Below are 24,507 nucleotides of genomic sequence, written 5' to 3'. Positions count from 1 at the left end.
CGTTTACAACTCCGTGATCGCGTCGAGGTTCGGCCCTGGGGTTCGGGGGTCTACAAGGCCATGTCGAAAAGTCGCTTACCCGACGATACGGTCATGAGCCGTCGACGACGCGGATCTGTCCGAACGGTTCGTTGCACCACCTGCAGCTCGCATCGACATATTCGTGGCCGTCTTCACGTTCGCACTCATCCACCGCGCATCCGCTGCCGCATGACAGCATCTGTCCACATCTGCACCGCTCACCATCGCACCCCGGGTGGTGAAGCGTTCGCGGCGGGGCACCGCAGTCGTGACATTTGCTCCTGCCGTTCGGTATTCGACTGGGCCGCCACGTGCAACCCACTGAATCGAGCATTTCCAGATCGCACGCCATACAGATCGCCATGCCGTGCAGAGTCGCACAGGGCACCGACAACAAAGGATTCTCGCGCTCGAAATCCTCGTAGCCTCGGCAAGCCTTCACCCATCGAGGTCCAGGGGGCAATTCGCGGCACGCTCGACTACGAAAAACACCGCAATGAACCACCGGCAACAACCAAACACCGTCCACCGCCCCATACGGTCTGTCGTGCTGTCGAGTCCAGAGCGATCCAACGACGACGAACGCAGCACCCTCCCCTACTGTCGGCGATCGAGCAGATAAGTAACGGCAACTCCTGCGACCAGTCCCCAGAACGGCGCGCCGAGTCCTCCCACGTCGGTACCGGAGATGGTGACCAGCAAGGTGATCAGGGGCGCGAGCATCGGCCGACCGGTCGAGTCGGAGAATGCGGCAGTGAACGCACCGCGCAGAGCCTCGAGCATGGCCAATCCTGCGAGAGCGGCGATGAATGTGGCGGGTACCACGGCAAGACCGCGCACCAACAGCGGCGCGAGTACACCCACCACTATGGCCAATGCGCCGCACGTCATTGCGGCGGTGTACTGCCGCGACCGTTCACCCACAGCAACGAGTAGGGCATTGGCCGGGCCGGCAAGACATGTCGACACAGCACCGAGCGGCGCGAGCAGGAGTGACCAGACGCCACAGGCGACGGTGACGACGGTCATCGGCGGCCGGTGACCCGCAGCGTTCAGTACTGCAGCACCCTGGCCGTTCTGTACCGCGACCACGGTGATGGCGAGCGGTATCACCAACTGGGCCATAGCCGCCCCGCTGAACGACGGCGCAACGAGTTCGGGTAAGCCGATCAGGGGTAGCTCGGCAGCAGGCCCGCTAGATCGGGTGAATCCGCCGGTTACCGTGAGAGCAGCGAGACCGGCAACCAAAGCTGCGAGGACCGAGGGCACCCGTTTCGACCACGTATCGGAACGGGTCAGAGCCAACCACGCCACAACCATGGCACCGGCGACGAGTACGTCCGCCGAAACAGACTGCACCAGTCCGGTTCCGAACGACAGGAACGCGCCGGCGACCATCGCCATCACGACGCTGTGCGGCAGGAATGCCATCAGTTTCGTGACCACCCCGGTGGCTCCGAGAACGATGACGAGGACTCCGGTGGCGAGGTAGGCCCCCACGACTTCCGGCCAGGTCAGCGACGCCAACGATTGACCGACCAGAACAGTGCCCGGAATGGTCCAGAAAAAGCTCAGCGGCATCCGGTAAGCCCAGCTTGCCACCACGGTGAGGATGCCGTTGAGCACGAACACCCCGAACACCCACGACGCAGTCTGCGTGGCCGTGAGTGAACCGGCTGCTGCGGCACCCATGATGACCGCAACGGGGCCGGTCGCGCTGAACAGCACACCGGTTGCCCCCGCGCCGACGTACTGCCCGCCGAAGTCCGCGCGCAGGGCACGCAGACTCGGCGGGCGACGTTCCGGCAGCTCGCTGGAGGTGAGACGCTCGAAAGTATTGGTCATTCAACCACTTTCACCGGCTCGCTGGGTACTGGATCGGATCGGCGGAGGGCTCGCACGGCGGGAACAGCGGTGGTGACGAGAGCGCCGAGCAGCGCCACGACTGCAAAGATATAGAACGCGGTGGACGACGCAATGCCGGCTCCGAGCAGAATTCCGCCGAGCAACGGCCCGAGGATGCCGCCGAGCCGGCCGAATCCGGCGCACCACGCAACACCTGCTGCACGGGCGGTGGTGGGGTAATAGTTCGAGACGAATCCGTAGATCAACACCTGAGTACCGATGGCACCGATGCCGGCACCGGCCACGGCGACGAGCAGGACGCCGAGGGGGAAGTTCAGGGTCAGCAGAACCAACGACAGTGCAGCAAGGCAGAAGGTGACCGCGATGACGCGTTGGGGTCCCGTGCGGTCGGCGACACGGGATGCGATCAGCCCGCCGATGATGGCACCGCCGTTGAGTACCAACAAGAACGACAGTGATCCCTTGGCGTTGTAACCCGCCTCGGACATGATCTGTGGCAGCCAGGTATTGAGGCCGTAGGTCAGCAGTAGGCCGGAGAAGCTCATCAGTCCGAGGAGGGCTGTCGGGCGCAGCAGTGGCTTGCGTGCCAGTGCAGCGAACCCGACGCGATCCCCAGCGACTGTCGGCTCGGCCTCGGGCATCGGAATGCCGGTTCGAGAACAGATCTCCTGTGCATCGACGATGCGTCCGTGGGCCACCAACCACCGCGGCGACTCCGGCATCCGAAGCAGGGCCAGCGGTAGCAGTACGAACAGTGGGAGTGCGCCGATCCAGAACAGTCCGCGCCAGCCGATCGAATCCTGGAGGGCGATCGCGGCCAACGACGCGAGCACGCCACCGGCCGGAATGCCGCTGTAAACGAAGGCGTTGAACAGGTTTCGACGTCCCGGAGGTGCGAACTCGGCAATCATGGCGCCGACAGTGGCGACGAGTCCGCCGACACCGATGCCGGTCAGGAACCGAAGTATGCCGAACATGGTGATGTTCTGTGCGAGTGCGGTCGCCCCCATCCCGAGTGAGAACCAGACGATGCACGTCAACATCGTTATGCGACGGCCGATCCGATCTCCGAAGGCTCCGGCTGTCAACGCGCCGACCATGACTCCGATCAGAGCGTAGGAACCAAGCGCGCCCGCAGTCGCTGGATCCAGCGTGCCCAGCTGGGCAGAATCGGCAAGCAGCGTGGGTAGGACGGTGCCGTAGACGACGAGGTCGTAGCCATCGAAAACGATTGCTGCCGTGGACAGTGCCACGATCCACAACACGCTGTGGCGGTGCCGGTCGCTGGCCCAGGTGGTGCTGGATGGTGTGCCGGTTTTCATGGAGTCCGGTGCATTCATCGGGTGTCCTTTTCGTCAGGGAGTACCGCTTCGAGGCTCAATCGGCGCTGATGGCCGAACAGATTGGATCAGTGTCGCAAGCTGTGCGTTGGGTCACACCAGGGCTTTGCCTAGCGCTAACCTCGGCATGATGGAAGCTGTTGTCTTCCAGTCACGTTGCCGAGGTCTCGTCGGTCGACCGGGTGGCAGCCAGTTCGGCTCTCGAACGGATGCCCATCTTGGCGTACACCCTGGTCAGGTGAAACTGAACTGTCTTGACCGACAAGAACAATTCGGCCGCGACCTCGCGATTTGTCAATCCTGTGGCGACCAGGCTCGACACGGCGTCCTCCTGCGGGGTCAGTGCATCGTGAGCCCTGTCCTTCAGAACGGCGTGCACGCCACCGGCTTTGAGTTCACGGTCGCACCGTCGAACATATGTCGTGGCCCCCAGTGCCTAATAGCCCTCACGCGCCGCACTGACGACGGCATCGGCCTCGCGTCGCTTCCCGGCTCTGCGAAGGGTCTGTCCATAGGCGTAGTTGACTCGGGCTCGGTCGTACATCAGTGGCAATGGTGTCAACGAAGCGAGTGCGTCCTCGAATGATGCTCGGGCAGAATCGAGATCGCCCATCGCGCCGTGCAGCCGACCGCGAGCGCAGGCAAGGCGTGCATGTGCGGAGCGATGCCCACGATCGCGCACTCTGGCCTCGTGCGGACTGAGAAACTTGTCGGCTTCGTCGAGTCGGCCCTCGACTATCAGCGCATTGGCGTACACATCGGGCCAGGCCCAGAATCCGGGTTCGGATACGTCTGCTTGGGCCCACTGCTCGGTCAACGGGGCAAGGGCGCGGAGGACACCGGCGTAGTCAGCTCGAGCCTCCGCGATGGCCGCACGACCGAGAGCCGTTGGCACGCGCATGATCTCGTAGTCGCGTGCGCCGGACTCGCCGCGGTGCGCGCTGGCCGCCGCGGCCCCCCAGTCTCCGCGGAGCGCGTGGATCTGCGTCGCGGTCCATTGGAGCAGAGGAACGATCAATGCGGCACCGGAACTTTCGGCCAGGTCGGAACCAGCTCCGACCAACCGCAGCGCCGCATCCCACTCACCGGTGACGAAATAGGTGCGCGCCAGCCAACCGTGAGCCCACAGCGAGATTCGCGTCGAACCGCCGAGAAAGTCGGTCGGTGCTGCGGCTTCGAGTTCCGAGCGTGCGAGATCGATGTGGTCCGTTGCGAAGTGGAGCCAACCGGCGCCCATCTGCACACGTTGTCCGACGGCTCCGGTACTGGCGTGGCCCCACAGGTCGCGGTAGCTGCTCAGTGCTTCTGCGACGCGGCCCGTCCCGGCCAGGCCGAGGCCCCGAATGGACTGCGCTTCCACTGCGGTTGCATGGTCGGCTCCGACGAGTTCGACTGCGCGATCGGCCCATAGCACGAGGTTGGCACCGTCGCAGCGCGCCAGATTGTGCAGTACCAGCCGATGGCAGATCACGGCAGCGACCTCGGGGTCGTGCCGCGTCCGTACCAGCTGCCACGCCCGAGTCAGTCGGGCTTCGGCCTCGTTGGGCCGGCCACGCAAGATGGCCAGATAACCGAGCACGGCATTGCGAGTCGGGGTCTCACGAAAACTCTCGATCTCGGCGATGTAGTCCGACGCCGTGCGCATGTCCCCAGCGCCGATAAGAGCGTCGACGGCGCGAACGAGCCGGTCTTCGCGCGCATGCGGTTCCTTGGTCGATCGACTCGACAGAAGGTACAGCCTTGCCGCCGTGGCCCATTCGCCGATTCCTGCACGTGACGCAGCGAGTGCGTCCAAGCGGTCCGAGACCAGAGGATCGGGCAGTGGCGACGCATGAACCAGGTGTGCCAGCTGGTCGGCCGGGTCGGCCTCCGCTGCGGCAGCTGCTCGATGCACCTGCGCGCGCTCCACTCTGCTCATCGTCACGAGCACCGCGGCGCGGACTGTTGGATCGGGAACCTCGAGGATGGTCCCCGCGGAGCTACGTCGGACGGTCACCAAAGCGAATTGTTCTGCAAGATCGACGGCAGGCCAGGGGTCGTCGATGCCGGCAACCTCGCACACCGTGGTCAACGGTCTGCTGTCTTCGAGAACGGTGACGGCCGAGACCAGGCGACGAGCCTCCTCCGTGCAAAGAGCGAGAGTGGTCCGAACATCCGCCTCGACGAAGGCGGGCGCAGGCAGGTCGGGGCGAACACCCTTCCAAGTCTCGCGCGGCACCTCGTCCAGCATCGCCAAGGCATATCGAGGTCGTCCACCGGTGTGACGCGTGAGGTGAGCAGCCGAGGACGGTGACAGGATGATCCCCTGCAGAGCGGCGAGCTCGGCAACGGCAGACACCGTCAGCGCCGACATCGCCAGCGACAGGTCGGCAACACGGTCGAGAACCCGGTGGGCCTCGATAATGCCGTTGGGCAGGGTTTTTCGAGCACATACGACCGCGAGTTTCGCGGATCGATGGTGCCGAACGGCGGAGGCGAATGCACGGAGCGAATCCACGTCACAGTCGTGCGCGTCGTCGATCAACAGGATCGTCGTGATGTCCGTCGACAACGCTTCGGCGATGCGGTGTCCCCACTCGACCGGATTCGCCCCATCGGTTCGGACTCCCGGGAAGAGTTGCGTGACGAGTCCGTACGGCACGTGCGTTTCCCACGGCACCGCACCTGCGCGGCGCACCACCGTGCACTGCCCGTCGCTACCGACCGTCCGTTCGGCTTCACGCAGAATCGACGATGCGCCGATGCCTGCCGGGCCGGTCAGCACCACGAAAGCCGACGTCGTCGCCGAGGCTTCAACCGCCCGAACAAGGACGTCCAGCAGTTCACCACGGCCGATCAACGGTGAAGGAGACATGACCTCACCGTATCCGCGGCGCATGAGTGCGTACGGCGATCCCACCGACACGGTCATGGGTCAGCCCAGGTCGCCGCCGGCCACCGGGAGCACGGTGCCGGTGATGTACGACGCCTCGTCGGAGGCGAGGAAGCAGATCGCTGCAGCTTGCTCGTCGAGTGTTCCGTAGCGTTTGAGCAACGAGGAGTCCACGGTCTGGTCGACGATGGCCTGGTACCAGTCCTTTTCCTGCCCCGTCGAGGGTGCGGGCCCACGAGCAACGCGTCGCGGCGGGGCGTCGGTACCACCGGGTGCCGTGGCAACCACTCGAACTCCGTGGGGTGCTGCCTCGAGGGCCAGAGTCGTGGTGATGGCATTGACGCCGCCCTTCGCGGCTGCATAGGGGACCCGGTGGATGCCGCGGGTGGCGACCGAGGAGACGTTGACGATGGTGCCGCCGCCGCGTTCGATCATGTGCGGGATCACGGCGCGGCAGGACCACAGCGTCGGGAACAGCGACCGGGAAATTTCCTTCTCGATCTGTTCGGGCGGGTACTCGGCGAACGGTTTGGCCCAGATGGTGCCGCCGACGACGTGAATGGACACGTCGACGCGGCCGTGCGCGGTGAGTGCGGCGTCCACCACCGACGAAGCGCCTTCCCAGGTTTCGAGGTCGGCCATCACTGGAGTGGCCTCGACACCGTCTCGTCGAAATTCCTCGGCGAGAGACTCGACCAACTCGGACCGGTCGGCCAGTATCAGTGATCCGCCTTCCGCACCGATCCGTCGGGCCACGCATTCACCGATGCCCTGGGCCGCGCCGGTGACCAGCACTATCTTGCCTGCGAACCGACCCGGGCTGACGAACTTGGGTCTCTTGTTCGTTCGGGATTCGTGCATGGCGCGTTTCATCGTCGCCTTCGACCGGTCGGCGTGATCGGCGATCAGTGTGCGTGCGCGCTCACGGTCCCCGGCTTCGAAGGCGTCCACTATGTCGAGGTGATCCTGGGCGCAGAGCGGATCGCACCACGTCGCGTTGCGCAACACGTCCTCCATCGCGGCCTTGACGCCGAGAGCCCGATAGGCCTGCAGCAGATGCTCGTTGCCTGTTTGGCTGAAGAGGTAGTCGTGAAATGCGGCGTTGGTCTCGGTGTACGCGGCCGCATCGACGAACCGATCGCCGTCGACATAGCGAGTCGTGGTCTCGGCCAAGAGCCGGTACCCGGAGATCTTCTGCGAGGACAGTCGGCCGATCACGAGTTCGAGGGCACCGAGTTCGAGGGCGCGCCTGGCCTCGAACACTGCGTCCGACTCGTGTACCGATGGATGCTCCTCGCCGATTTCGTACCCCGAACTCGAAGCCGGAGCAGGTTCGGGACTGCGTGCGACGAGGGGCGGGATATCTCGCGAAGTCCAGATGCGTTGCGCTGCAACAGAGTGTGCGTCCGGTGCAAGGACCAGATCGGAGCTCTCGTCCAACCCGACTTGACTGGCCGTCGACCCGGCCACGGCGACTCGCTGACCCGCGATCGCGCGCAGGGTCTCCGCTTCCTCGGTTGCCGAAATGCCGCCGCCGTGCGAGCGCAGAGGCTCGGCTACGCGACCTCCGAACACAGCTCGACCGAAGATGCTCCTACCGTCCGGGCCGAACTCGACGTCCCGTTCGATGTCACGCTCTGCCGTCTGGTTCGTGGATGCGATGTCAGCTTCGATCGTCGTCTCGGCCGCGTCGTCGACCGTGGTCCGCTCGTCATCCACCACAGCTACAGGCGTCGAAACAGTTTCGAGGTCGATATCCTCCTTCGCAGCAGCCGACGAGGGTGCGAACTTCTCGTAGTAGAAGCCGGTGGGTTCGATGCCTATCTCGGCGAAATGCGTTCGGACGGCCTCGACCATGGGCGGCGGTCCGCACAGGTACACCGCCACGTCCCCGCCGTTGAGGTGCGCGTCGGTCATCAGTGCAGTGACGTACCCTTTGTTGACGGCGGTGGTCGCGGGGTCCGATACGCAGTGATCCCACGTGAACGAGCTGAGGGTTCCAGCTAATTTCTCGAGTTCGTCCAGCTGGACGACATCGTCGTCGGTACTTGCCCCGTATACGAGATGCACTGGACGAGTGCTCGATTCGGACGCCATGGTGCGCAAGATCGACAGGATGGGCGCCAATCCGGTGCCGCCGGCCAACAGCAGCGCAGGTCGCTGAGCCTCGCGCAGAAAGAAACTGCCGTGTGGGCCGGTGAAGGAGATCTTGTCGCCCACGGCCGCGGTGTCGCTCAGGTAGGTCGACATCAGGCCGCCCGGGGTGAGCTTGACCAGGAATTCCAGTTCGTCCGAGCCGGAGAGGCAGCTGAAGGAGTAGGACCGCGTTTCCTCGGAGCCGGGGACGGTGATGTTGACATATTGGCCGGGGAGGAAGGCGAGCGTGCCACCTGCAGGTGCCTCGACAGCGAGCCTGACCGTCGTGGGAGAAAGTTTCTCCACGGCGGCCACGACCGTCTCATGCGTCGCCGCTTGGGTTTTCGCTACAGCAGAGGTACTGGCGATCTGCAACACCAGATCCGAGGTGGGCTTCATGCTGCAAGGCAGACAGTAGCCCTCGTCCGATTCCGACTGCGAGAGCGCGTCGTCGAGGTAGGTACCGCCGTCGTACTCACCCGATTCGCACAGCGCCTTGCACGTTCCACATGCACCGTCCCTGCAGTCGAGGGGAATGTTGATCCGCGACCGGTAGGCGGCGTCGGCGACGGTCTGGTCGTCCTCGCAGGTGATGAAGCGGGTGACGCCGTCCTCGAAGGACAGTGCGACGGAATGGCTCACGATGGAACTCCTCGGGATTACGGCAGGTCGGTCAGAAGTGATAGATGTCGACGACGTGGTGGATGTAATCGTTCTTGAGCACCACGGTCTTTCGCCTGATGAGCGGCGAGTCGCCGGAGAAGTCGATCGTGTAGAACGAGGTTCCGTAATATGGATCGATAGTTTTGTAGCGGAAATACATGGTGTGCCAATTGAATCGGACGTCGACGATATCTCCGCGACGCTCGATGACCTCGACGTTGCTGATGTTGTGACTGGTTCGCGGCTCGGGTATGGACGTCGCACTCGAACGTTCGGTCCTGATACGGAACACCCGATCTTCCAGCCCGCCCTTGTTCTCGTAATAGATCAACGAGATGTCGGTTTGCGGGTTTTCCGTGAGCAAGTCGTTGTCGTCCCAGCAGGGCATCCAGTACTCGACGTCGTCCGCGTAGCACGTGAGCCATTTCTCGAACTCACGATCGTCGAGGTACCGCGCTTCGCGGTAGAGGAACTGCTCGATGGATGACTGGGTGATCAGGCGCGGCGGGGCGGTCTGCTGGCTAACGGTGTTGTCGACGGTGGCAGTCATGTCAGACCTCCTGTGCTGCGGCGGGTGCGGAGTCGGCTGCGCGCTGCTTGTCGAGGGCAGCGAGCAGTGTCTTGCGCCAGTAGCCGTGTTGGACTGGAAACAGGCCCTCGTCTTCGTTCTTGACACCCGCCGAAATGACACCGGGCATATCGAGCGCCTCGGCCACCGGATCCGGTCCGGTGAGCCAGTGCTCCGCGCCGCGGCTCATGTCGTTCCACGGCGCATTGGTCGCCTGGAACGTCAGCTGGCACGAGCGGAACTCTTCCAGGTCGTCGGGTGTCGCCATGCCGGAGGCGTTGAAGAAGTCCTCGTACTGCCGGATCCGATGTGCGCGAGCCTCTTTGCTCTCGCCCTTGGGCGCGATGCAGTAGATGGTGACCTCGGTCTTGTTCGGCGCGATCGGCCGGAAGTGTCGGATCTGTGTGCTGAACTGATCCATCAGGTAGACGTTCGGGTACAGGCACAGGTTGCGTGAGCCCTTCACCATGAATTCACCCTTGGCGTCGCCGAACTTCTCCTTCAGCGCGTCCATCTGGTCCCAGAGCGGGCGGTCCTGGGGGTTGGCCGCCCAGGTCCACAGGCAGAGATGGCCGTTGGGGTAGGACCAGTAGCCGCCGCCGGACCTGCCCCAGCCGCCGGCGTCGAGCGCCTTGGTCGTGTTCTTGGATTCGCCGTTGTTGCGGCGCGAGGTGGTCGCGGCGTAGTTCCAGTGCACAGCGCTGACGTGATATCCGTCGGCCCCGTTCTCGGCCTGCACCTTCCAGTTTCCGTCGAAGGTGTACGACGAGGATCCTCGCAGAACTTCCAGGCCCTCGGGAGACTGGTCGACGAGCATGTCGATGACCTTCGTCGTGTCACCGAGATGCTCGGCGAGGGTCGAGACGTCGTCGTTCAGACTCGCGAAGAGGAACCCGCGATAGCTCTCGAAGCGGGGAACCTTGGTGAGGTTGTGCGATCCGTCGACGTCGAACGTGTCCGGATAGCCGGCACCGTCGGGATCCTTGACCTTGAGCAGCGTGCCGTCGTTTCGAAACGTCCAGCCGTGGAAGGGGCAGGTGAGCGTGGTGCGGTTGTCGGTCTTGCGGCGGCACAGCATCGCACCGCGGTGCGCGCAGGCATTGATGAGGCAGTGCAGCTCGCCGTCCTTGTCCCGGGTGATGACAACGGGCTGTCGACCCATGTGCACCGTGAAGTAGTCCCCGTTGTTCGGGAGCTGACTTTCATGGGCGAGGTATATCCAGTTGCCTTCGAAGATGTGCTTCATCTCGAGCTCGAAGACATCCTCGTCGGTGAAGATGCTCCGATTGGCGCGGTAGATGCCGGCCGCGACGTCGTCGATCACCGCTTTGTCGATCGTGTTCTGCACGTGGTCCAGCAGTTCGGTCATATCGGTTCCTCCAGGCAGGTCGACTTCGATAACAGCGACAGTGTCAGGAAGTGGTCACGGTCACACCAGGGCTTTGCCTAGGCTCGACCTGGGCTAAGATTCATGCCTGCGACTTATCAATTGCCTGGCAATAGGTCTTTGTCATCGATGGATTCGGCACCTAGTGTGGTCGTCATCACCTTCGATGCGCGGAAAGGATCGGCAATGGAACTGCGACATTTGCACCAGTTCGTGGCCGTCGCCGAGACGTGCCACTTCGGGCAGGCGGCCAAGCGCCTTCATCTTGCGCAGCCGGCGCTGTCGCAGTCGGTGCGGCAGCTGGAGGCCGAACTGGGAGTCACCCTGCTCACCCGAACCACGCGGCAGGTCAGCCTCACGCCGGCCGGCGAATTCTTCTATCGGGAGACCGTCCGCAATCTCGAGAATCTCGAACGCAGCACCCGTGGTGTTCGACGCATCGCCGACGGTCGCTACGGGCTGGTACGCATCGGCTTCACCGGCACGGCGGCCTTCGATCAGCTTCCGCCGATCGCACGCGCGATCAAGCAGAGACTGCCCGGAATTGCCTTGGAGATCCACGGGGACTTACTCACCCCTGCGCAGGTGGAGGGATTGCGTTCCGAACAGCTCGACGTGGCTGTGTTGCGGCCGCCCGTGGCCGGCGACGATCTGGTTGTTCGCACCATCACCACCGAGTCGCTGTTGCTGGCCGTGCCGGTCGATCATCGTTACGCAACCGAACCGGCGTTGGACATGAACGATCTCATGTACGAGGACTTCGTGATGTATGCGGACACGCATTCCGTGATGAACGATGCGGTGATGCGCAGTTGTCGCGCAGCGGGCTTCAGTCCTCGTCGCGAGCACGAGGCACCGGACACTTCGGTGCTGCTGGCGCTCGTTGCGGCCGGCCTGGGCGTGGCGCTGGTGCCCGAATCGGTTCGTGCCCTGCAGTTGACCGGTGTCGTCTTTCGTGAAATTTCCGGTGCCAGCACGATCGACCTTGCGTTGGCGTGGCACCGCGACCGGCCGTCTGCCCTGGTCGATGCTCTCGTGGCGGCGCTCGAGGACGCCGGTGTGCTGCCGCGGCTCGAGGCACCGTCTTCATTCTCCGATCCGAAAGCAGTTCTATGAAAATCGTGTCGGTCGAGGCGATTCCGTACTCGATTCCGTATCTCAAGCCGTTGAAATTCGCGAGCGGCGAAGTCGATGCAGCCGAGCATGTGCTCGTGCGAGTGCACACCGACGACGGGGTCGTCGGTGTCGCCGACGCTCCGCCGCGTCCGTTCACCTACGGGGAGACGCAGCGTGGGGTGGTCGCGGCGATCGAGACGCTGTTCGCGCCGGCCGTCATCGGCCTTCCACTCACGTCCCGTGAGATGGCCAATGCGAAACTTGCTCGTACAGTTGGCAATCCGGTCGCCAAGTCCGCGGTGGACATGGCGATCTGGGATGCCCTCGGGCAGAGTCTGGACTTACCTGTCACCGAACTTCTCGGCGGCTACACCGACCGTATGCGGGTGAGCCACATGCTCGGATTCGATTCGCCCGCGGCAATGGTCGACGAAGCGACCAGAATGCGCGAGACGTACGGGATTGAGGTATTCAAGGTCAAGGTCGGGCGACGACCCGTCGATCTGGATACCGCCGTCGTCCGTGCTCTCAGAGAAGGACTCGGCGACACCGTCGAACTTTACGTCGACGGCAATCGTGGATGGACCGCCGCCGAATCCGCGCGTGCCATGAAAGAGATGTCCGATCTGGGGCTCACTCTCGCCGAGGAACTGTGCCCGGCCGACGACGTGCTCGGTCGACGATGGCTGGTACAGCAACTCGATGTCCCTTTCGTCGCCGACGAATCTGCGACCACCCCCGCGGAGGTAACTCGCGAAATCCTCGGTGGGTCCGCAACGGCGGTGAGCATCAAGACCGCACGCACCGGGTTCACCCGCTCGCTCCGCACTCACCATCTGTGCGAGGGACTCGGAGTCGATGTGGTGATGGGAAACCAGATCGACGGCCAGCTCGGCACGGCCTGCACCGTCGCCTTCGGTGCTGCCTTCGACCTCACCTCACGCCGCGCCGGGGAACTCTCGAACTTCCTCGACATGAGCGACGACCTTCTGACTGAGAGCCTTGTCATCCGCGACGGCGAACTGCATGTGCTTCCCGGCTCCGGCCTCGGCGTCCGTATCGACCCCGACAAACTCGCGAAATACCGAACCGACCACTGATCTTCAGCCCCGAAGAACACAACTTTCACCCAAGGAGTTCTCCATGAGCATCGACCACGCCCACTCGACAGACTCGGCTACCGAAGTGGCCACCGCCGCCGCGTCGGGTGCGAACGCCACCGAGCGTTTCACTTCCGACAAGCAGGCAGCCGCGAACACCCCGCCCGAGCGCGTCAGTCTGCTTGCCCGTCAGGTCATTTCGGCAGTCCACGACACCATCCGTGAGCACAAGGTCACCTACGACGAATACAACGCACTCAAAGCCTGGCTGATCAACGTCGGTCAGACCGGCGAGTGGCCGCTGTTTCTCGACGTCTGGGTAGAGCACGTCGTCGAAGAGGTTGCCGGCGAAACCCGCGAAGGCAGCAAGGGCACCATCGAGGGCCCGTACTACGTCCCGAATGCACCCGAGCTCGGATCTGCAGCAATTCTGCCCACCCGCGACGGAGAACAAGGCACTCCGCTGCTGTTCCAGGGTCAGGTCACCGGCATCGACGGCACCCCGTTGCCGCACGCGGTCATCGAGATCTGGCATGCCGATTCGGACGGTTTCTATTCGCAGTTCGCCCCCGGCATTCCCGAGTGGAACCTGCGCGGCACGGTCACCGCGGACGATCTGGGCCAGTTCTGGATTCACACGATGAAGCCCGCGCCGTACCAGATCCCGACCGACGGTGCGTGCGGCAATCTGATCTCCGCGGCCGGCTGGCACCCGTGGCGCCCGGCGCACCTGCACCTCAAGGTTGCGGCTGCCGGACATCAGCAGATCACCACGCAGCTCTACTTTCCCGGCGACGCGCACAACGACGACGACGTGGCCAACGCCGTCAAACCCGAACTGATCCTCGATCCTCGTGAGGTCGACGGCGGCCAAGAAGTGACGTACAACTTCGTACTCGACAAGGGCTGAGCCACATGCTTTTTGCAGTGAAGATGGACGTCGCGCTGCCGCAGGACCTCGATGCGGACGTGCGAACCGACACTCTCGCCCGGGAGAAGGCGTACTCGCAGCAGCTGCAGCGCGACGGGGAGTGGGTCAGTATCTGGCGCATCGTCGGCCAGTACTCCAACCTCAGCATCTTCGACGTACGCGACAACGAACGGCTGCATGAAATCCTGTGGAATCTGCCGCTGTTTCCGTACATGAGCATCGACGTGAGTCCGCTGGCCCAGCACCCGTCGGACATTTCTACGGTGTGAAACGACCCCGTAAGACCTAGTTTTGGCGAGGCGTTCGCCGGGCTGGTGCCCGAATGCACCGATGATCCGTCCGTCCGTCGAACGGACGGACGGACGGACGGATCGAGGGCACCAACCTGGTCGAGCCAGGCGCATTTCAGGTCGCGGGCTCACGGACGGTGCGACGGAGCCGCTCGGCCGTGCGCAGGAAACCTACCGATTCGGTGAAAGTCCGTGTGCGAATGCAAGGCCGGGCTGTGGTGCGTCGAGGCGATGGATGTTCGGCGGCGAAGTGGCCACTGCGACAGCAACTATTCGGTCAACGAAACTCGACGGCACCCTGCGGAGTCTTCTCTCTACCCGAGCCTCGACGTCAACGGTCGGTGCTGTCGCCGGACGTCGGTGCGTCTCCGACGCAGCGCATTTCAGACGACTGTCCGAGCTCGGACTCGGAACGAGTCCGAGCTACACGATGCAGTTGATATTCATCGACGTGCCGTTCCATCAGCCGGCACTGCTCGCGCCGTGAAACAGCGTTCAGTTGGTCGCGGCAGGCTTGGTTGGTGTCGGGGCTTCGGGCGATGCGCAGGCGCCGACAGATCCGATCAGAACACATGCCATTGCCACCGAGGAAAATTGTTTGGGCCACGCTGTGAACACAACGCACTCCTTACTTCGATCACCAAGCAATCCGGTGTAACTGGTCCTGACCGGACGGTACCCGTCTCGGGGGCAGCCTGTGGTCAGATTCAGCAACTGAGGCCTGATTCGATGGTCTGCGGTTTACCGGTTACCTCGCAGGCCCGCCGGACCACGCTGTGTTGCTTAATACGACAATGGTGCCGTAGCGGGGCCGACCTGTAATGCTGGATCGAGTTCCGACCGCTCACCGTTGACCCCTCTTACCGCACACGCGTCGACGGCTTCTTGAAAGCCTCAAGCAGTGAACGGTGTTGAGCAAAGGGTGGACGGCGAGGATGTCAGCACGAAACGCAGGGCCCGGCACGTTTCCGTGCGCCATGCAAAGTCCCAGTACCCGAAGCGTTCGCTCGGCCTTTGCGAGCCCACCAAGAAACGTCAGGTCGTATGTTCATCGGGTAACCGATGTGAGATTCGAATCGACTAGTTCTGGATCGGCGATGCGGGTGCCCTGTTTCATGAGGGATATGCGCTGACCGTGATTACCGACGCGACGATCGAGGATGTCCTCGCCAGATTTACCGAGGCGACGTCGGTGACGGGCCGCTGAGAACGGCTCTGTCCATGGGCCAGACGATCGTGACCATCGACGCGAATATGGCGGCGTCGTATTTCTATCCGTCCCGTGACGGCGCGCTGGTGACATCGTTTGAGCGGATGTTTCGCTTACGACCGCTGTGGTGACGAACCCGACGCCGTCCTGGATCTGATGCCCCGTATTCGATCTGGGCCCTAGCCTCGAAGACAATCTCGCTAGCGAGTCGAAGCATGTCCCGGCGTCGTACGCGCTGCGCGAGGCACCTACGGAAGTGACGCTGACCCGATCAGTGCTTGCGCATTTGCGATACCTGATCTGCCAGCTCGGACGTCACGCTTCATTATTGACCTGAGACGGAGAAAATGTGACCGACTATCGCGAGTACCTCTGGGTCGAAGACTTCGGGTTCTTCACCTCCGACGGCTACTGTTTGGCGCTCATCGCAGAGAGCACGCCCGAAGAAATTCTGTCTAGCCTCCAGTCATCCGCCGACCAACTTACGATCGTCGGCGCCCAGGAAGCGATATACGAAAGCTGCAGGCTAACAGCGCGACACGACGTCGATGGCGTGAACACCCAACTGCTGACAGTCGCCGAGATGCCGGGCGGGTGGACGATGCTGCTCCAGGCTCCAGGTTTCTTCGGCGTCTCGGCGGCTATGTCCGAGATCGTCACGACCCACGACGTGGTGTGCCACGGGGCGGACAGATTCGAGTGGTGGTCGCGGGGTGTCAAGAGAATCACGTTCGAGCCACTGTTGCCGCAGTCGGACCTCGTCGGAGTACTCGCCGACCGCCAGGCACCTGATGCACGCGCCCAGATCATCGCCCTCATAGGTGAGGTGGGCGGAATCGATCTCGACGAGACGCAAGGAAGAGAATTCCACCACGTAGCGGGATCGTTCGCACTCGCGGAACGACTCACCGGTATCCGAATCACACGCGAGAAACTCGAGACAACGCAGTTCACCGTCGCAGTCGCTACGCCAGCCCGACTGCATTGGTGAACATTCGATGACGCGCTTCAGACGAAGCGCTGGTCGAGCGTCATCGATGCGACCCGTCGTGGCCTGCGAAGCATGCGATTTGCAGGGTTGACATCAGCCATCGCCCTGCCGACTGAATTACTCGACTTTAGCGTCTGGATCGCTGGTGCGGACGCGCCTGGCTGACCGCTGCCAGGGCTCGATCGATACTTACGAGTGATTGATCCGGCATGCCAGACTCGCGCTATAGAACTGTCCGCATCTTCGACTCAGCTACGGCGGTCGAGGCGGACGTCTGTGGCCTCCGAAGTCACCAGGGAACGAGTAGTGACACTGAGCGACACGGAGCCCTGTTTTCGAACGGAAAAAGACGGCTCCGGATTGCTCCGGAACCGTCTTTGAACTGCTCTGTGTCGGGCTGACAGGATTTGAACCTGCGACCACTTGACCCCCAGATAGATCGGCCATACTTCGATGGTCCCACCCGGACGCACCGCACAGACCTTGACCAGGCGTTTCTGTCCGAACCGGTTCATGCTGGTCCACCCCCAGTTGCACCGAGTAGTGACACGCTCGAACACCGACTGATCCTTGCAAATCCACCTACGTGCTCCGATCACCACGAACGTCCATCGCCGCGACAAAGCGACTGAACAAATCGCCCCGCGACGGCCTGACACCCAGACAGCAGGGACACCCTCGCGGAAGAGTAACCCTCTTACAAGGAGGTATTCGGCTTGAAGCCCGGACAAAAAACCTGGCGGACCCGTCTGACTCGTCAAGTAACGGATTTTCAGTCCCTGAAAGCGGTTTCACCTGAACGTATCTGGACGCGGCATTCGTTTATTAGCAACGCTTTTCGTGCATCAGGGTCCAGGTCGGTCCATCACCGATCGTCCGACTTGTGACACTCTCGTGACACCAAACTGCCGCCGATTCTCCGACACCGGATTGTCCTGATCGGCGTCGGACAGCCACGGTGTCAGGGGACGGATAGTGTCCTGGCGATCGACGCTCTGTGCGGACTCGTGACAACGAGCCTTATTAGTCGCGAACCCATATCGCCCTTGATTTAGTCGAAAGGTGAAACGGCGAACCCCACCGCATTGGTCCAACGGCTTGCTGGACAAATGCCCTTCCGGGCGAGGCGTTAGCCATCCGGCGATGATGCTGACCGAAGCGAACAGTTGCCGAGTTGCCAACGACAGACACGATCCCGCCGACGACATCGCACGGAAAACGGCAGTTACCGCACCGTCAAGAAAAGTTGACAAGTAAAGAAATGCGGGACTGAGGCCACCGCAACTTCCACACCTCGATGGGCCTGAAGGGTCCGTCTTACCGATCGCGGCATCGACGTCACTGAAAATGACACCCGTGCATTCGATCGTGCACGGCGAAGACGCGACAGTCTCCCAGCGATCGCATTTACACGCGCGGTGTCGTCCTTGATGCATATCTGGCGATGTCGTGCCTACACCAGAAGCATTACTTCATGACTGGACATACCGATGGCTCTCCGATCTCCGGGCGCGCTTTACGCGATCTATGCGCCACCGTGCGAGTACGGCACACCCCCAGGTAGCGGTCAGGGCATTCCGCCCCGCGTCGAGGGACTTCCGACCCTGTACGCGCTCGAACAAACCGGCCATGCTCGAGGTGAACCTGAACACGACAGTCAACGGACGGGAATACATCATGAATGCATCGAGCCGGGTCGTCGTCGGAGTCGACGGATCTGCCACATCGCTCGACGCGGTGCGTTGGGCAACACGCGAGGCTGTTCGACGCCACGCCCCGCTCGAGTTGGTCACGTCGTCACTGTTCGCGCCGGGAACCTACGGCGACGCGATCAGCCTCCGGATCGGCGCGTTCGCAGATCCGGACGTCGAGGCCAAGCGGGTACTGACCGCCGCGGTCGACGTTGCGCACAAGACTGCGGCAGGCAATTCGCTGATCCTCGATACTCGTCTCGAACATGGCTCGGCTGCACGCAATCTGACGCACTTCGACGTCGCGCCTGCCTTGATCGTCGTCGGCTCACGGGGCCTCGGTGAGTTCACCGGCGGATTGGTCGGGTCGGTCAGTACCGCCGTCGTGTCGCACGCCAAATGTCCTGTTGCAGTGATCAAGTCGAACACCGTCAGCGACGGGCCGGTGGTCGTGGGTGTGGATTGCACGTCCAACAGCCAGCCCGCCATCGGATTCGCGTTGCACGAGGCGTCGATGCGAGGTGTCGACCTCGTTGCCGTACACGCGTGGAGCGACCTCGAGCTCGGGAGCGTGTTGACCCGCGACGAAGAAGGTCCGTGGGCCGATTCCGAACTGGCAGAGAAGACATCGCTGGCCGAGAGCCTGGCCGGATGGACGGAGGACTACCCGGACGTGACCGTTCGCCGAGTAGTGGTTCAGGACAGACCCGTTCGCGAACTGGTCCGCGCCTCCGAGAGCGCGCAGCTGATCGTGGTCGGTAGCCGCGGCCGGGGCGGCTTCGCGTCGATGCTTCTCGGGTCCACCTCACGGGCAGTGCTGCATTCGGTCGATGTTCCCGTCGTCGTCGTACCTACGAACCGATGACCGCGTCCGCCACCGAGACAACCTACAGCCCTGATGATCTCGACGCAGATCTGCGGTATTGGGCAGCGGCGAACTATCTGACGGTCGCCCAGATCTACCTGCAGGACAACGTCTTGCTACGGCAACCGCTGACGGTGGAACACATCAAGCCACGGCTGCTCGGGCACTGGGGCACCAGCCCCGGACTGTCGATGATCTACACGCTGCTCAATCGCCTGATCTGCCGAACCGGTTCGGATTGGCTGTACGTCACCGGTCCGGGCCACGGCGGTCCGGCGTTGGTCGCGAACACCTATCTCGAAGGCACCTACAGCGAGATCTATCCGGATATCTCGCTCGACAGCGACGGTGCGCGACGTCTGTGTCGCCAATTCTCCACTCCCGGTGGCATTCCGAGCCATGTGAGCGTCCAGACGCCCGGCAGCATCCACGAGGGTGGCGAGCTGGGCTATGCCCTGATCCACGCCGCCGGTGCAGCGTTCGACAACCCCGATCTGATCGTCGCCTGTGTCGTCGGCGACGGTGAGGCCGAAACCGGTCCGCTGTCGGGTTCGTGGAAGATCCCGGCGTTCCTGAATCCGGTCCGTGACGGCGCAGTGCTGCCCATTGTGCATCTCAACGACGGAAAGATCTCCGGACCGACGGTTCTCGGACGCAGCACCGATCAATCGATCGCGGACTACCTGGGCGGTCAAGGGTGGGCACCGCTGTTTGTCGAAGGTGACGATCCACGAGAGGTGTTCCCGGCTCTCGAAAGTGCCCTGACCCGAGCCCACGAGACGATCGAGAGAATCCAGCACGCCGCCCGCAACGGCGAGCCACAGCACGACATCGAATGGCCCGCCATCGTTCTCCGGACTCCCAAGGGCTGGACCGGACCGCACGAGGTGGACGGCAAGCTCATCGAGGGCACCCACTGGGCGCACCAGGTGCCGCTGTCGGGAGTCCGCGAGAACCCAGCACATCTGGATCTGCTCGAGAAGTGGCTGCTCTCCTACGATCCCCGATCGCTGTTCGACGACAACGGCACCCCGGTGGCTGCCGTTCGCGAGCTCGCACCGTCGGGCACCGAACGTCTCGGTGCCACTCCGTACGCAAACGGCGGAAAGCTGTTGCAGCCTTTGGTCATTCGAGACCTCGAGAACTACGCGATCACCGTCGAGTCCCCGGGGCACACGTCGCACGAGACGACCACCGTGCTCGGGGAGATGATGCGCGATATCTACATCGACAACGCACGGCCCAACGGCGGCGGAAACTTTCGCCTGTTCTGCCCCGACGAGACCGCGAGCAACCGTCTGCAGGCCGTGTTCGAGGCCACCGACAGATGCTGGCAGCTGCCGACAACCGAGTTTGACGACAACCTCGGTCCCGACGGCCGCGTGATGGAGGTGCTCAGCGAGCATCTGTGCGAGGGCTGGCTCGAGGCGTACCTGCTGTCGGGCCGACACGGCCTGTTCGCCAGCTACGAGGCTTTCGCGATGGTGAGCGTGTCGATGCTGATCCAGCACACCAAGTGGCTGCAGCATGCGGCCACTCTGGCCTGGCGAGCACCCGTCGCGTCACTCAACGTGTTGCTCACCAGTACGTGCTGGCGCAACGACCACAACGGGTTCAGCCATCAGGGGCCCGGGCTGATCGACGCGGTGATTCCACTGGCACCCGATGTGGTGCGTGTGTGGCTGCCGCCGGACTCCAATACTCTTCTCGCCGTTGCCGACCACTGCTTTCGCAGCCGCGGACACGTCAACGTGCTGGTGGTCGACAAGCAAAGCCATCCCCAGTATCTGACGCTTCCCGAGGCACGCGTGCATGCAGCAGCGGGTGCCTCCCGCTGGGACTGGGCCGGCACCGAAGTGGCCGACACAGAGGAGGATCCCGAGATAGTTCTGGCGTGCGCCGGCGACGTACCGACCGAGGAAACCCTCGCTGCCGCAGAATTGTTGCGTACGTGGACTCCCGAACTCAGGTTTCGCGTGGTCAACGTCATCGATCTGATGGCGCTGCTCCCCATCGTCGATCATCCGCACGGATTCACCGACGAGCAGTTCGTGGATCTGTTCACCGCCTCGGTGGACGTAGTCTTCGCGTTTCACGGCTATCCCCGTGCGGTGCACCAGCTGGTGCACGGCCGACCCGACGCCCAACGGTTCCACGTTCGCGGATTCATCGAACAAGGCACCACAACAACACCGTTCGACATGGTGGTGCTCAACAAGATCAGTCGCTACCACCTCACCCTCGCAGCACTCGACCGAGCGCACACTGCGCCGGCCGGTGCCGAACAACTGCGGCAGCACTGCCAAGACCAACTGACCCGGCACGACGCATACATCCGAGAACATTTCGAGGATCTACCCGAGATTCGGCAGTGGCGGTGGTCGTGACGCTTGTGAGCGCAGACACTGCGGAACGCCACGCCATGTCCGTCGACGAGGTGCTGGTCTCTGTCTCTTCCGACCTCGATCGCGGTCTGAGCACCGACGAGGTGGCCCTACGCACCACCCGGTTCGGGCTCAACGTGCTCCCGACCCGAGCAGGCCCCGGATGGCCCCGCCGTTTGCTCGGTCAGTTCCACAATCCGTTGATCTACGTTCTGATCATCGCCGGCACGATCACAGCAATACTGGCCGAATACGTCGACTCCGCAGTCATTTTCGCTGTTGTGGTACTTAATGCAGCCATCGGGTTCATTCAGGAGTCCAAGGCTGGGTCAGCGCTGGAATCCCTCCGGTCTATGGCGCAGACTCCGGCGCGGGTGGTCCGCGACGGAAATGTGCACTCCATGTCCTCCGAGAACGTGGTGCCGGGCGACCTGGTGCGTTTGGAAGCCGGAGACAAGGTCCCTGCCGATCTCAGGTTGATACATACGATCGGCTTGGAGATCGACGAGTCCACCCTGACCGGAGAATCCGAACCGTCCACCAAAGGTACCGCCGCAGTGCCGCTGTCGACCCTCCTCGCCGATCGGTGCAACATGGGCTATTCCGGCACGTTGGTAACGGCAGGAACGGGGACCGGCATCACCGTCGCCACCGGGTCCGACACCGAACTCGGGGGTATTCACCGTCTTGTCGGAGCAGCTCAGCCACTGACCACACCGCTGACTGCCGAACTCGCGGAGTTCGGCAGGATCTTGACGTTCGCTATTCTCGGGCTGGCCGCTGTCACCTTCGGAGTCGGGCTGCTCCGAGGCCAGGACACCGGCGAAACGTTCGTCGCCGCAGTCGCACTCGCCGTCGGCGCAATTCCAGAGGGACTGCCTGCAGCGGTGACGATCACTCTGGCCATCGGGGTCTCCAGGATGGCACGGCGTGGTGCTGTCATCCGGCAGCTGCCCGCTGTCGAGACCCTGGGCAGCACCACGGTCATCTGTTCCGACAAGACCGGCACGCTGACCCAGAATCAGATGACGGTGCGCGCTGTGTGGACAATAGACGGCGAATTCGCGCTCACCGGTTCGGGTTACGAGCCGGTCGGTGACCTGGCAGATAACGATGGCAATGTCGTCTCTGCAGGCCCCGATGGCGCCCTCCGATGGTCGCTGCTCGCGGGTGCCGTGTGCAACGACGCGTCACTGCGACAGATAGAAAGTAAGTGGACGATTGTCGGAGATCCAACGGAAGCCGCGATGGTCGTGGCTGCGATCAAAGCCGATATCGACACCCAGGGTTTCCTCGATGGGCATCCGCGGTCGGGGAGCATTCCGTTCAGCTCTGACCGGCAATTTATGGCCACGCTTCATCGTTCCTGCAACGACGAGCAAGAATTTGCACTCGTCAAGGGTGCCGTGGAACGCGTTCTCGCTATGAGTAAGTCGATGATGGATTCCGAAGGCACGCTGCGTCCGATCGATCGTCGTTGGATATCCGAAGCAGCCGACGAACTCGCAGGACGCGGACTTCGCGTGTTGGCCACTGCGCGCACCACTGCCGGAACCGCAGTGGATTTCACGGTGGACGGCCTGCCGGGGACGCTCGTGTTCACGGGCCTCGAAGCCATGATGGACCCGCCACGTGAGGCCGCGACGTCCGCTGTAAAGGCCTGTCGCTCCGCCGGGATCTCCGTCAAGATGATCACCGGTGACCACGCCGTGACTGCGACCGTGATTGCCCAGCAGGTCGGTTTGCTGGATCGAGGTGACGGCGACGGATCTGTGCTGACAGGATCCGATCTGTCGTCATTGAGCGCGGGCGATTATCCGGCCGCAGTCGATCGTGCGGTCGTCTTTGCCAGGGCCAGCCCCGAACAGAAGCTTCACCTCGTCGAGTCACTGCAATCGCGCGGCCATGTTGTAGCAATGACGGGTGACGGCGTCAACGATGCGCCTGCTCTTCGCCAGGCGAACATCGGGGTCGCGATGGGCCGCAGCGGGACCGAGGTGGCCAAGGATGCGGCCGATGTCGTGCTCACCGAGGACGACTTCTCGACCATCGAAGCAGCGGTGGAAGAAGGCCGTGGTGTGTTCGACAACCTGACCAAGTTCATCGCGTGGACGCTGCCCACCAATCTTGCCGAGGGCCTCATCATCTTGGTCGCGATAGTTTTCGGCACCGCTCTGCCGATCCTGCCTACTCAAATTCTGTGGATCAACATGACCACGGCCGTCGCATTGGGCCTGATGTTGGCGTTCGAGCCCAAGGAGCCCGGGACCATGTCCAGGTTGCCGCGCCGATCCGACGAGCCGATGCTGACGAGGGCTCTGATGGTGCGGATTGGGTTGGTGTCGACCGTCCTCGTGGTCGGTGCCTGGGCGATGTTCGAGTGGGAGCAGGGACGCGGGGCAACCCTTGAGCAGGCACGCACTGTCGCGATCAACATGTTCGTCGCTGCCGAGATCGCCTACCTGTTCAGCTGTCGATCACTGACTCGATCTGCCTGGCATATCGGGCTGTTCACCAACCGGTGGATTGTCGTTGGGGTGCTCACCCAAATCGCCGGCCAGATCGCACTCACGTATGTACCGGCGATGAACGACTTGTTCGATACCGCCCCGATCGGGGTCGACTCCTGGATACGTATCGCAGCGGTGTCGGTCGTACTGTCACTGGTCGTCGCGATCGACAAACGCTTTCGGAGCCGAACCAGCCGCACAACAACGACGACAGAGGACGGACAATCATGAAGAAGCAATCGTTGGAAGCCCACGCCAGAGAACAACTCGAGGCCGCAGGACGGGCCTCGAGCGGACGTTCGGCGATCACCGTCTACGGTGGCCACGAGCACGCACTGCGGCAGACCGTCATCGCACTTCTCGCTGGGCGTTCTCTGGCCGAGCACAACAACCCGGGTGAGGCCACCGTCCAGGTACTCCGGGGGCGCGTGACGCTTACTGCCGATGGCAACGCCTGGGAAGGTCGCGACGGTGATCTGCTCGTCGTGCCACGGTCAGCACACGGTCTCGATGCGATCGAAGACTCCGTCGTGGTGCTGACCGTGGTCAAAACACTGAAATGACAA

At 63.0% G+C, this 24,507-nt stretch carries 16 protein-coding genes; 9 read left to right on the top strand and 7 right to left on the bottom strand.

Annotated features, from left to right (window positions below; all coding sequences use genetic code 11):
• Nucleotides 1-618: 618 nt before the first annotated feature.
• The 7 genes from AB0O58_RS13830 to benA form a co-directional block, all read right to left on the bottom strand.
• Nucleotides 619-1,866: a benzoate/H(+) symporter BenE family transporter gene (locus AB0O58_RS13830; RefSeq protein ID WP_032400709.1), complete on the bottom strand. Its 1,248-nt coding sequence runs from the start codon at nucleotides 1,864-1,866 to the stop codon at nucleotides 619-621.
• A complete protein-coding gene (locus AB0O58_RS13825) occupies nucleotides 1,863-3,227 on the bottom strand; it encodes an aromatic acid/H+ symport family MFS transporter (RefSeq protein ID WP_366238284.1) in 1,365 nt (454 codons plus the stop codon). The genes AB0O58_RS13830 and AB0O58_RS13825 overlap by 4 nt, the downstream gene beginning before the upstream one ends.
• Nucleotides 3,228-3,378: 151 nt before the next feature.
• Nucleotides 3,379-3,606, bottom strand: coding sequence for a helix-turn-helix transcriptional regulator (locus AB0O58_RS13820; protein ID WP_366238283.1), 228 nt, complete (start codon nucleotides 3,604-3,606; stop codon nucleotides 3,379-3,381).
• Nucleotides 3,607-3,663: 57 nt separating this feature from the next.
• Nucleotides 3,664-6,081, bottom strand: coding sequence for a helix-turn-helix transcriptional regulator (locus tag AB0O58_RS13815; protein WP_366238282.1), 2,418 nt, complete (start codon nucleotides 6,079-6,081; stop codon nucleotides 3,664-3,666).
• Between the two features lie 60 nt (nucleotides 6,082-6,141).
• The gene (gene benC, locus AB0O58_RS13810; protein WP_032400708.1) at nucleotides 6,142-8,877 is read right to left on the bottom strand and encodes a benzoate 1,2-dioxygenase electron transfer component BenC; all 2,736 of its coding nucleotides are present in this window, start codon (nucleotides 8,875-8,877) and stop codon (nucleotides 6,142-6,144) included.
• Nucleotides 8,878-8,908: 31 nt separating this feature from the next.
• The gene (benB, locus tag AB0O58_RS13805; RefSeq protein WP_032400707.1) at nucleotides 8,909-9,448 is read right to left on the bottom strand and encodes a benzoate 1,2-dioxygenase small subunit; all 540 of its coding nucleotides are present in this window, start codon (nucleotides 9,446-9,448) and stop codon (nucleotides 8,909-8,911) included.
• A 1-nt stretch (nucleotide 9,449) separates the two neighbouring features.
• Nucleotides 9,450-10,835 carry a benzoate 1,2-dioxygenase large subunit gene (gene benA / locus AB0O58_RS13800; protein WP_032400706.1) on the bottom strand — a complete coding sequence of 462 codons (1,386 nt, stop codon included), beginning with the start codon at nucleotides 10,833-10,835 and terminating at the stop codon, nucleotides 9,450-9,452.
• A 204-nt stretch (nucleotides 10,836-11,039) separates the two neighbouring features.
• On the opposite strand from benA, the gene AB0O58_RS13795 reads away from it, so the two are divergent.
• From AB0O58_RS13795 to AB0O58_RS13755, 9 genes are all read left to right on the top strand, one after another.
• On the top strand, nucleotides 11,040-11,969 hold the full coding sequence (locus tag AB0O58_RS13795; RefSeq protein ID WP_032400822.1) for a LysR family transcriptional regulator: 930 nt from the start codon (nucleotides 11,040-11,042) through the stop codon (nucleotides 11,967-11,969).
• On the top strand, nucleotides 11,966-13,069 hold the full coding sequence (locus tag AB0O58_RS13790) for an enolase C-terminal domain-like protein (protein WP_032400705.1): 1,104 nt from the start codon (nucleotides 11,966-11,968) through the stop codon (nucleotides 13,067-13,069). The genes AB0O58_RS13795 and AB0O58_RS13790 overlap by 4 nt, the downstream gene beginning before the upstream one ends.
• A gap of 43 nt (nucleotides 13,070-13,112) precedes the next feature.
• Nucleotides 13,113-13,979, top strand: coding sequence for a catechol 1,2-dioxygenase (gene catA / locus AB0O58_RS13785; protein ID WP_032400704.1), 867 nt, complete (start codon nucleotides 13,113-13,115; stop codon nucleotides 13,977-13,979).
• 5 nt (nucleotides 13,980-13,984) lie between these two features.
• Nucleotides 13,985-14,269 carry a muconolactone Delta-isomerase gene (gene catC, locus AB0O58_RS13780; protein ID WP_032400703.1) on the top strand — a complete coding sequence of 95 codons (285 nt, stop codon included), beginning with the start codon at nucleotides 13,985-13,987 and terminating at the stop codon, nucleotides 14,267-14,269.
• A gap of 1,580 nt (nucleotides 14,270-15,849) precedes the next feature.
• Complete coding sequence (locus tag AB0O58_RS13775; RefSeq protein ID WP_032400701.1) at nucleotides 15,850-16,491, top strand: DUF6461 domain-containing protein; 642 nt, start codon at nucleotides 15,850-15,852, stop codon at nucleotides 16,489-16,491.
• Nucleotides 16,492-18,120: 1,629 nt separating this feature from the next.
• Nucleotides 18,121-19,047 carry a universal stress protein gene (locus tag AB0O58_RS13770; RefSeq protein WP_230593489.1) on the top strand — a complete coding sequence of 309 codons (927 nt, stop codon included), beginning with the start codon at nucleotides 18,121-18,123 and terminating at the stop codon, nucleotides 19,045-19,047.
• Complete coding sequence (locus AB0O58_RS13765) at nucleotides 19,044-21,434, top strand: phosphoketolase family protein (RefSeq protein ID WP_366238281.1); 2,391 nt, start codon at nucleotides 19,044-19,046, stop codon at nucleotides 21,432-21,434. Before AB0O58_RS13770 ends, AB0O58_RS13765 begins: the two co-directional genes overlap by 4 nt.
• A 35-nt stretch (nucleotides 21,435-21,469) precedes the next feature.
• Nucleotides 21,470-24,172 (top strand): HAD-IC family P-type ATPase, encoded by a 2,703-nt coding sequence (locus tag AB0O58_RS13760; protein ID WP_155288726.1) that lies wholly within the window; start codon nucleotides 21,470-21,472, stop codon nucleotides 24,170-24,172.
• Nucleotides 24,169-24,504 (top strand): cupin domain-containing protein, encoded by a 336-nt coding sequence (locus AB0O58_RS13755; protein ID WP_283550196.1) that lies wholly within the window; start codon nucleotides 24,169-24,171, stop codon nucleotides 24,502-24,504. The genes AB0O58_RS13760 and AB0O58_RS13755 overlap by 4 nt, the downstream gene beginning before the upstream one ends.
• The last annotated feature ends 3 nt before the right edge of the window (nucleotides 24,505-24,507 follow it).

Origin of the sequence: Rhodococcus sp. NPDC080181, assembly GCF_040702225.1 — a bacterium.
Lineage (GTDB): Bacteria > Actinomycetota > Actinomycetes > Mycobacteriales > Mycobacteriaceae > Rhodococcoides > Rhodococcoides fascians.
The sequence above is the reverse complement of the archived record's forward strand: the minus strand, read 5'-3'. Positions and strand labels throughout refer to the sequence as shown.

Excerpts from the sequence above, each read along its gene's own strand:
- AB0O58_RS13830 (WP_032400709.1), bottom strand. The coding sequence starts at position 1,866 with ATGACCAATACTTTCGAGCGTCTCACCTCCAGCGAGCTGCCGGAACGT.
- AB0O58_RS13825 (WP_366238284.1), bottom strand. The coding sequence starts at position 3,227 with ATGAATGCACCGGACTCCATGAAAACCGGCACACCATCCAGCACCACC.
- AB0O58_RS13815 (WP_366238282.1), bottom strand. The coding sequence starts at position 6,081 with ATGTCTCCTTCACCGTTGATCGGCCGTGGTGAACTGCTGGACGTCCTT.
- benB (WP_032400707.1), bottom strand. The coding sequence starts at position 9,448 with ATGACTGCCACCGTCGACAACACCGTTAGCCAGCAGACCGCCCCGCCG.
- benA (WP_032400706.1), bottom strand. The coding sequence starts at position 10,835 with ATGACCGAACTGCTGGACCACGTGCAGAACACGATCGACAAAGCGGTG.
- AB0O58_RS13795 (WP_032400822.1), top strand. The coding sequence starts at position 11,040 with ATGGAACTGCGACATTTGCACCAGTTCGTGGCCGTCGCCGAGACGTGC.
- AB0O58_RS13790 (WP_032400705.1), top strand. The coding sequence starts at position 11,966 with ATGAAAATCGTGTCGGTCGAGGCGATTCCGTACTCGATTCCGTATCTC.
- catA (WP_032400704.1), top strand. The coding sequence starts at position 13,113 with ATGAGCATCGACCACGCCCACTCGACAGACTCGGCTACCGAAGTGGCC.
- catC (WP_032400703.1), top strand. The coding sequence starts at position 13,985 with ATGCTTTTTGCAGTGAAGATGGACGTCGCGCTGCCGCAGGACCTCGAT.
- AB0O58_RS13770 (WP_230593489.1), top strand. The coding sequence starts at position 18,121 with ATGCTCGAGGTGAACCTGAACACGACAGTCAACGGACGGGAATACATC.
- AB0O58_RS13765 (WP_366238281.1), top strand. The coding sequence starts at position 19,044 with ATGACCGCGTCCGCCACCGAGACAACCTACAGCCCTGATGATCTCGAC.
- AB0O58_RS13760 (WP_155288726.1), top strand. The coding sequence starts at position 21,470 with ATGTCCGTCGACGAGGTGCTGGTCTCTGTCTCTTCCGACCTCGATCGC.
- AB0O58_RS13755 (WP_283550196.1), top strand. The coding sequence starts at position 24,169 with ATGAAGAAGCAATCGTTGGAAGCCCACGCCAGAGAACAACTCGAGGCC.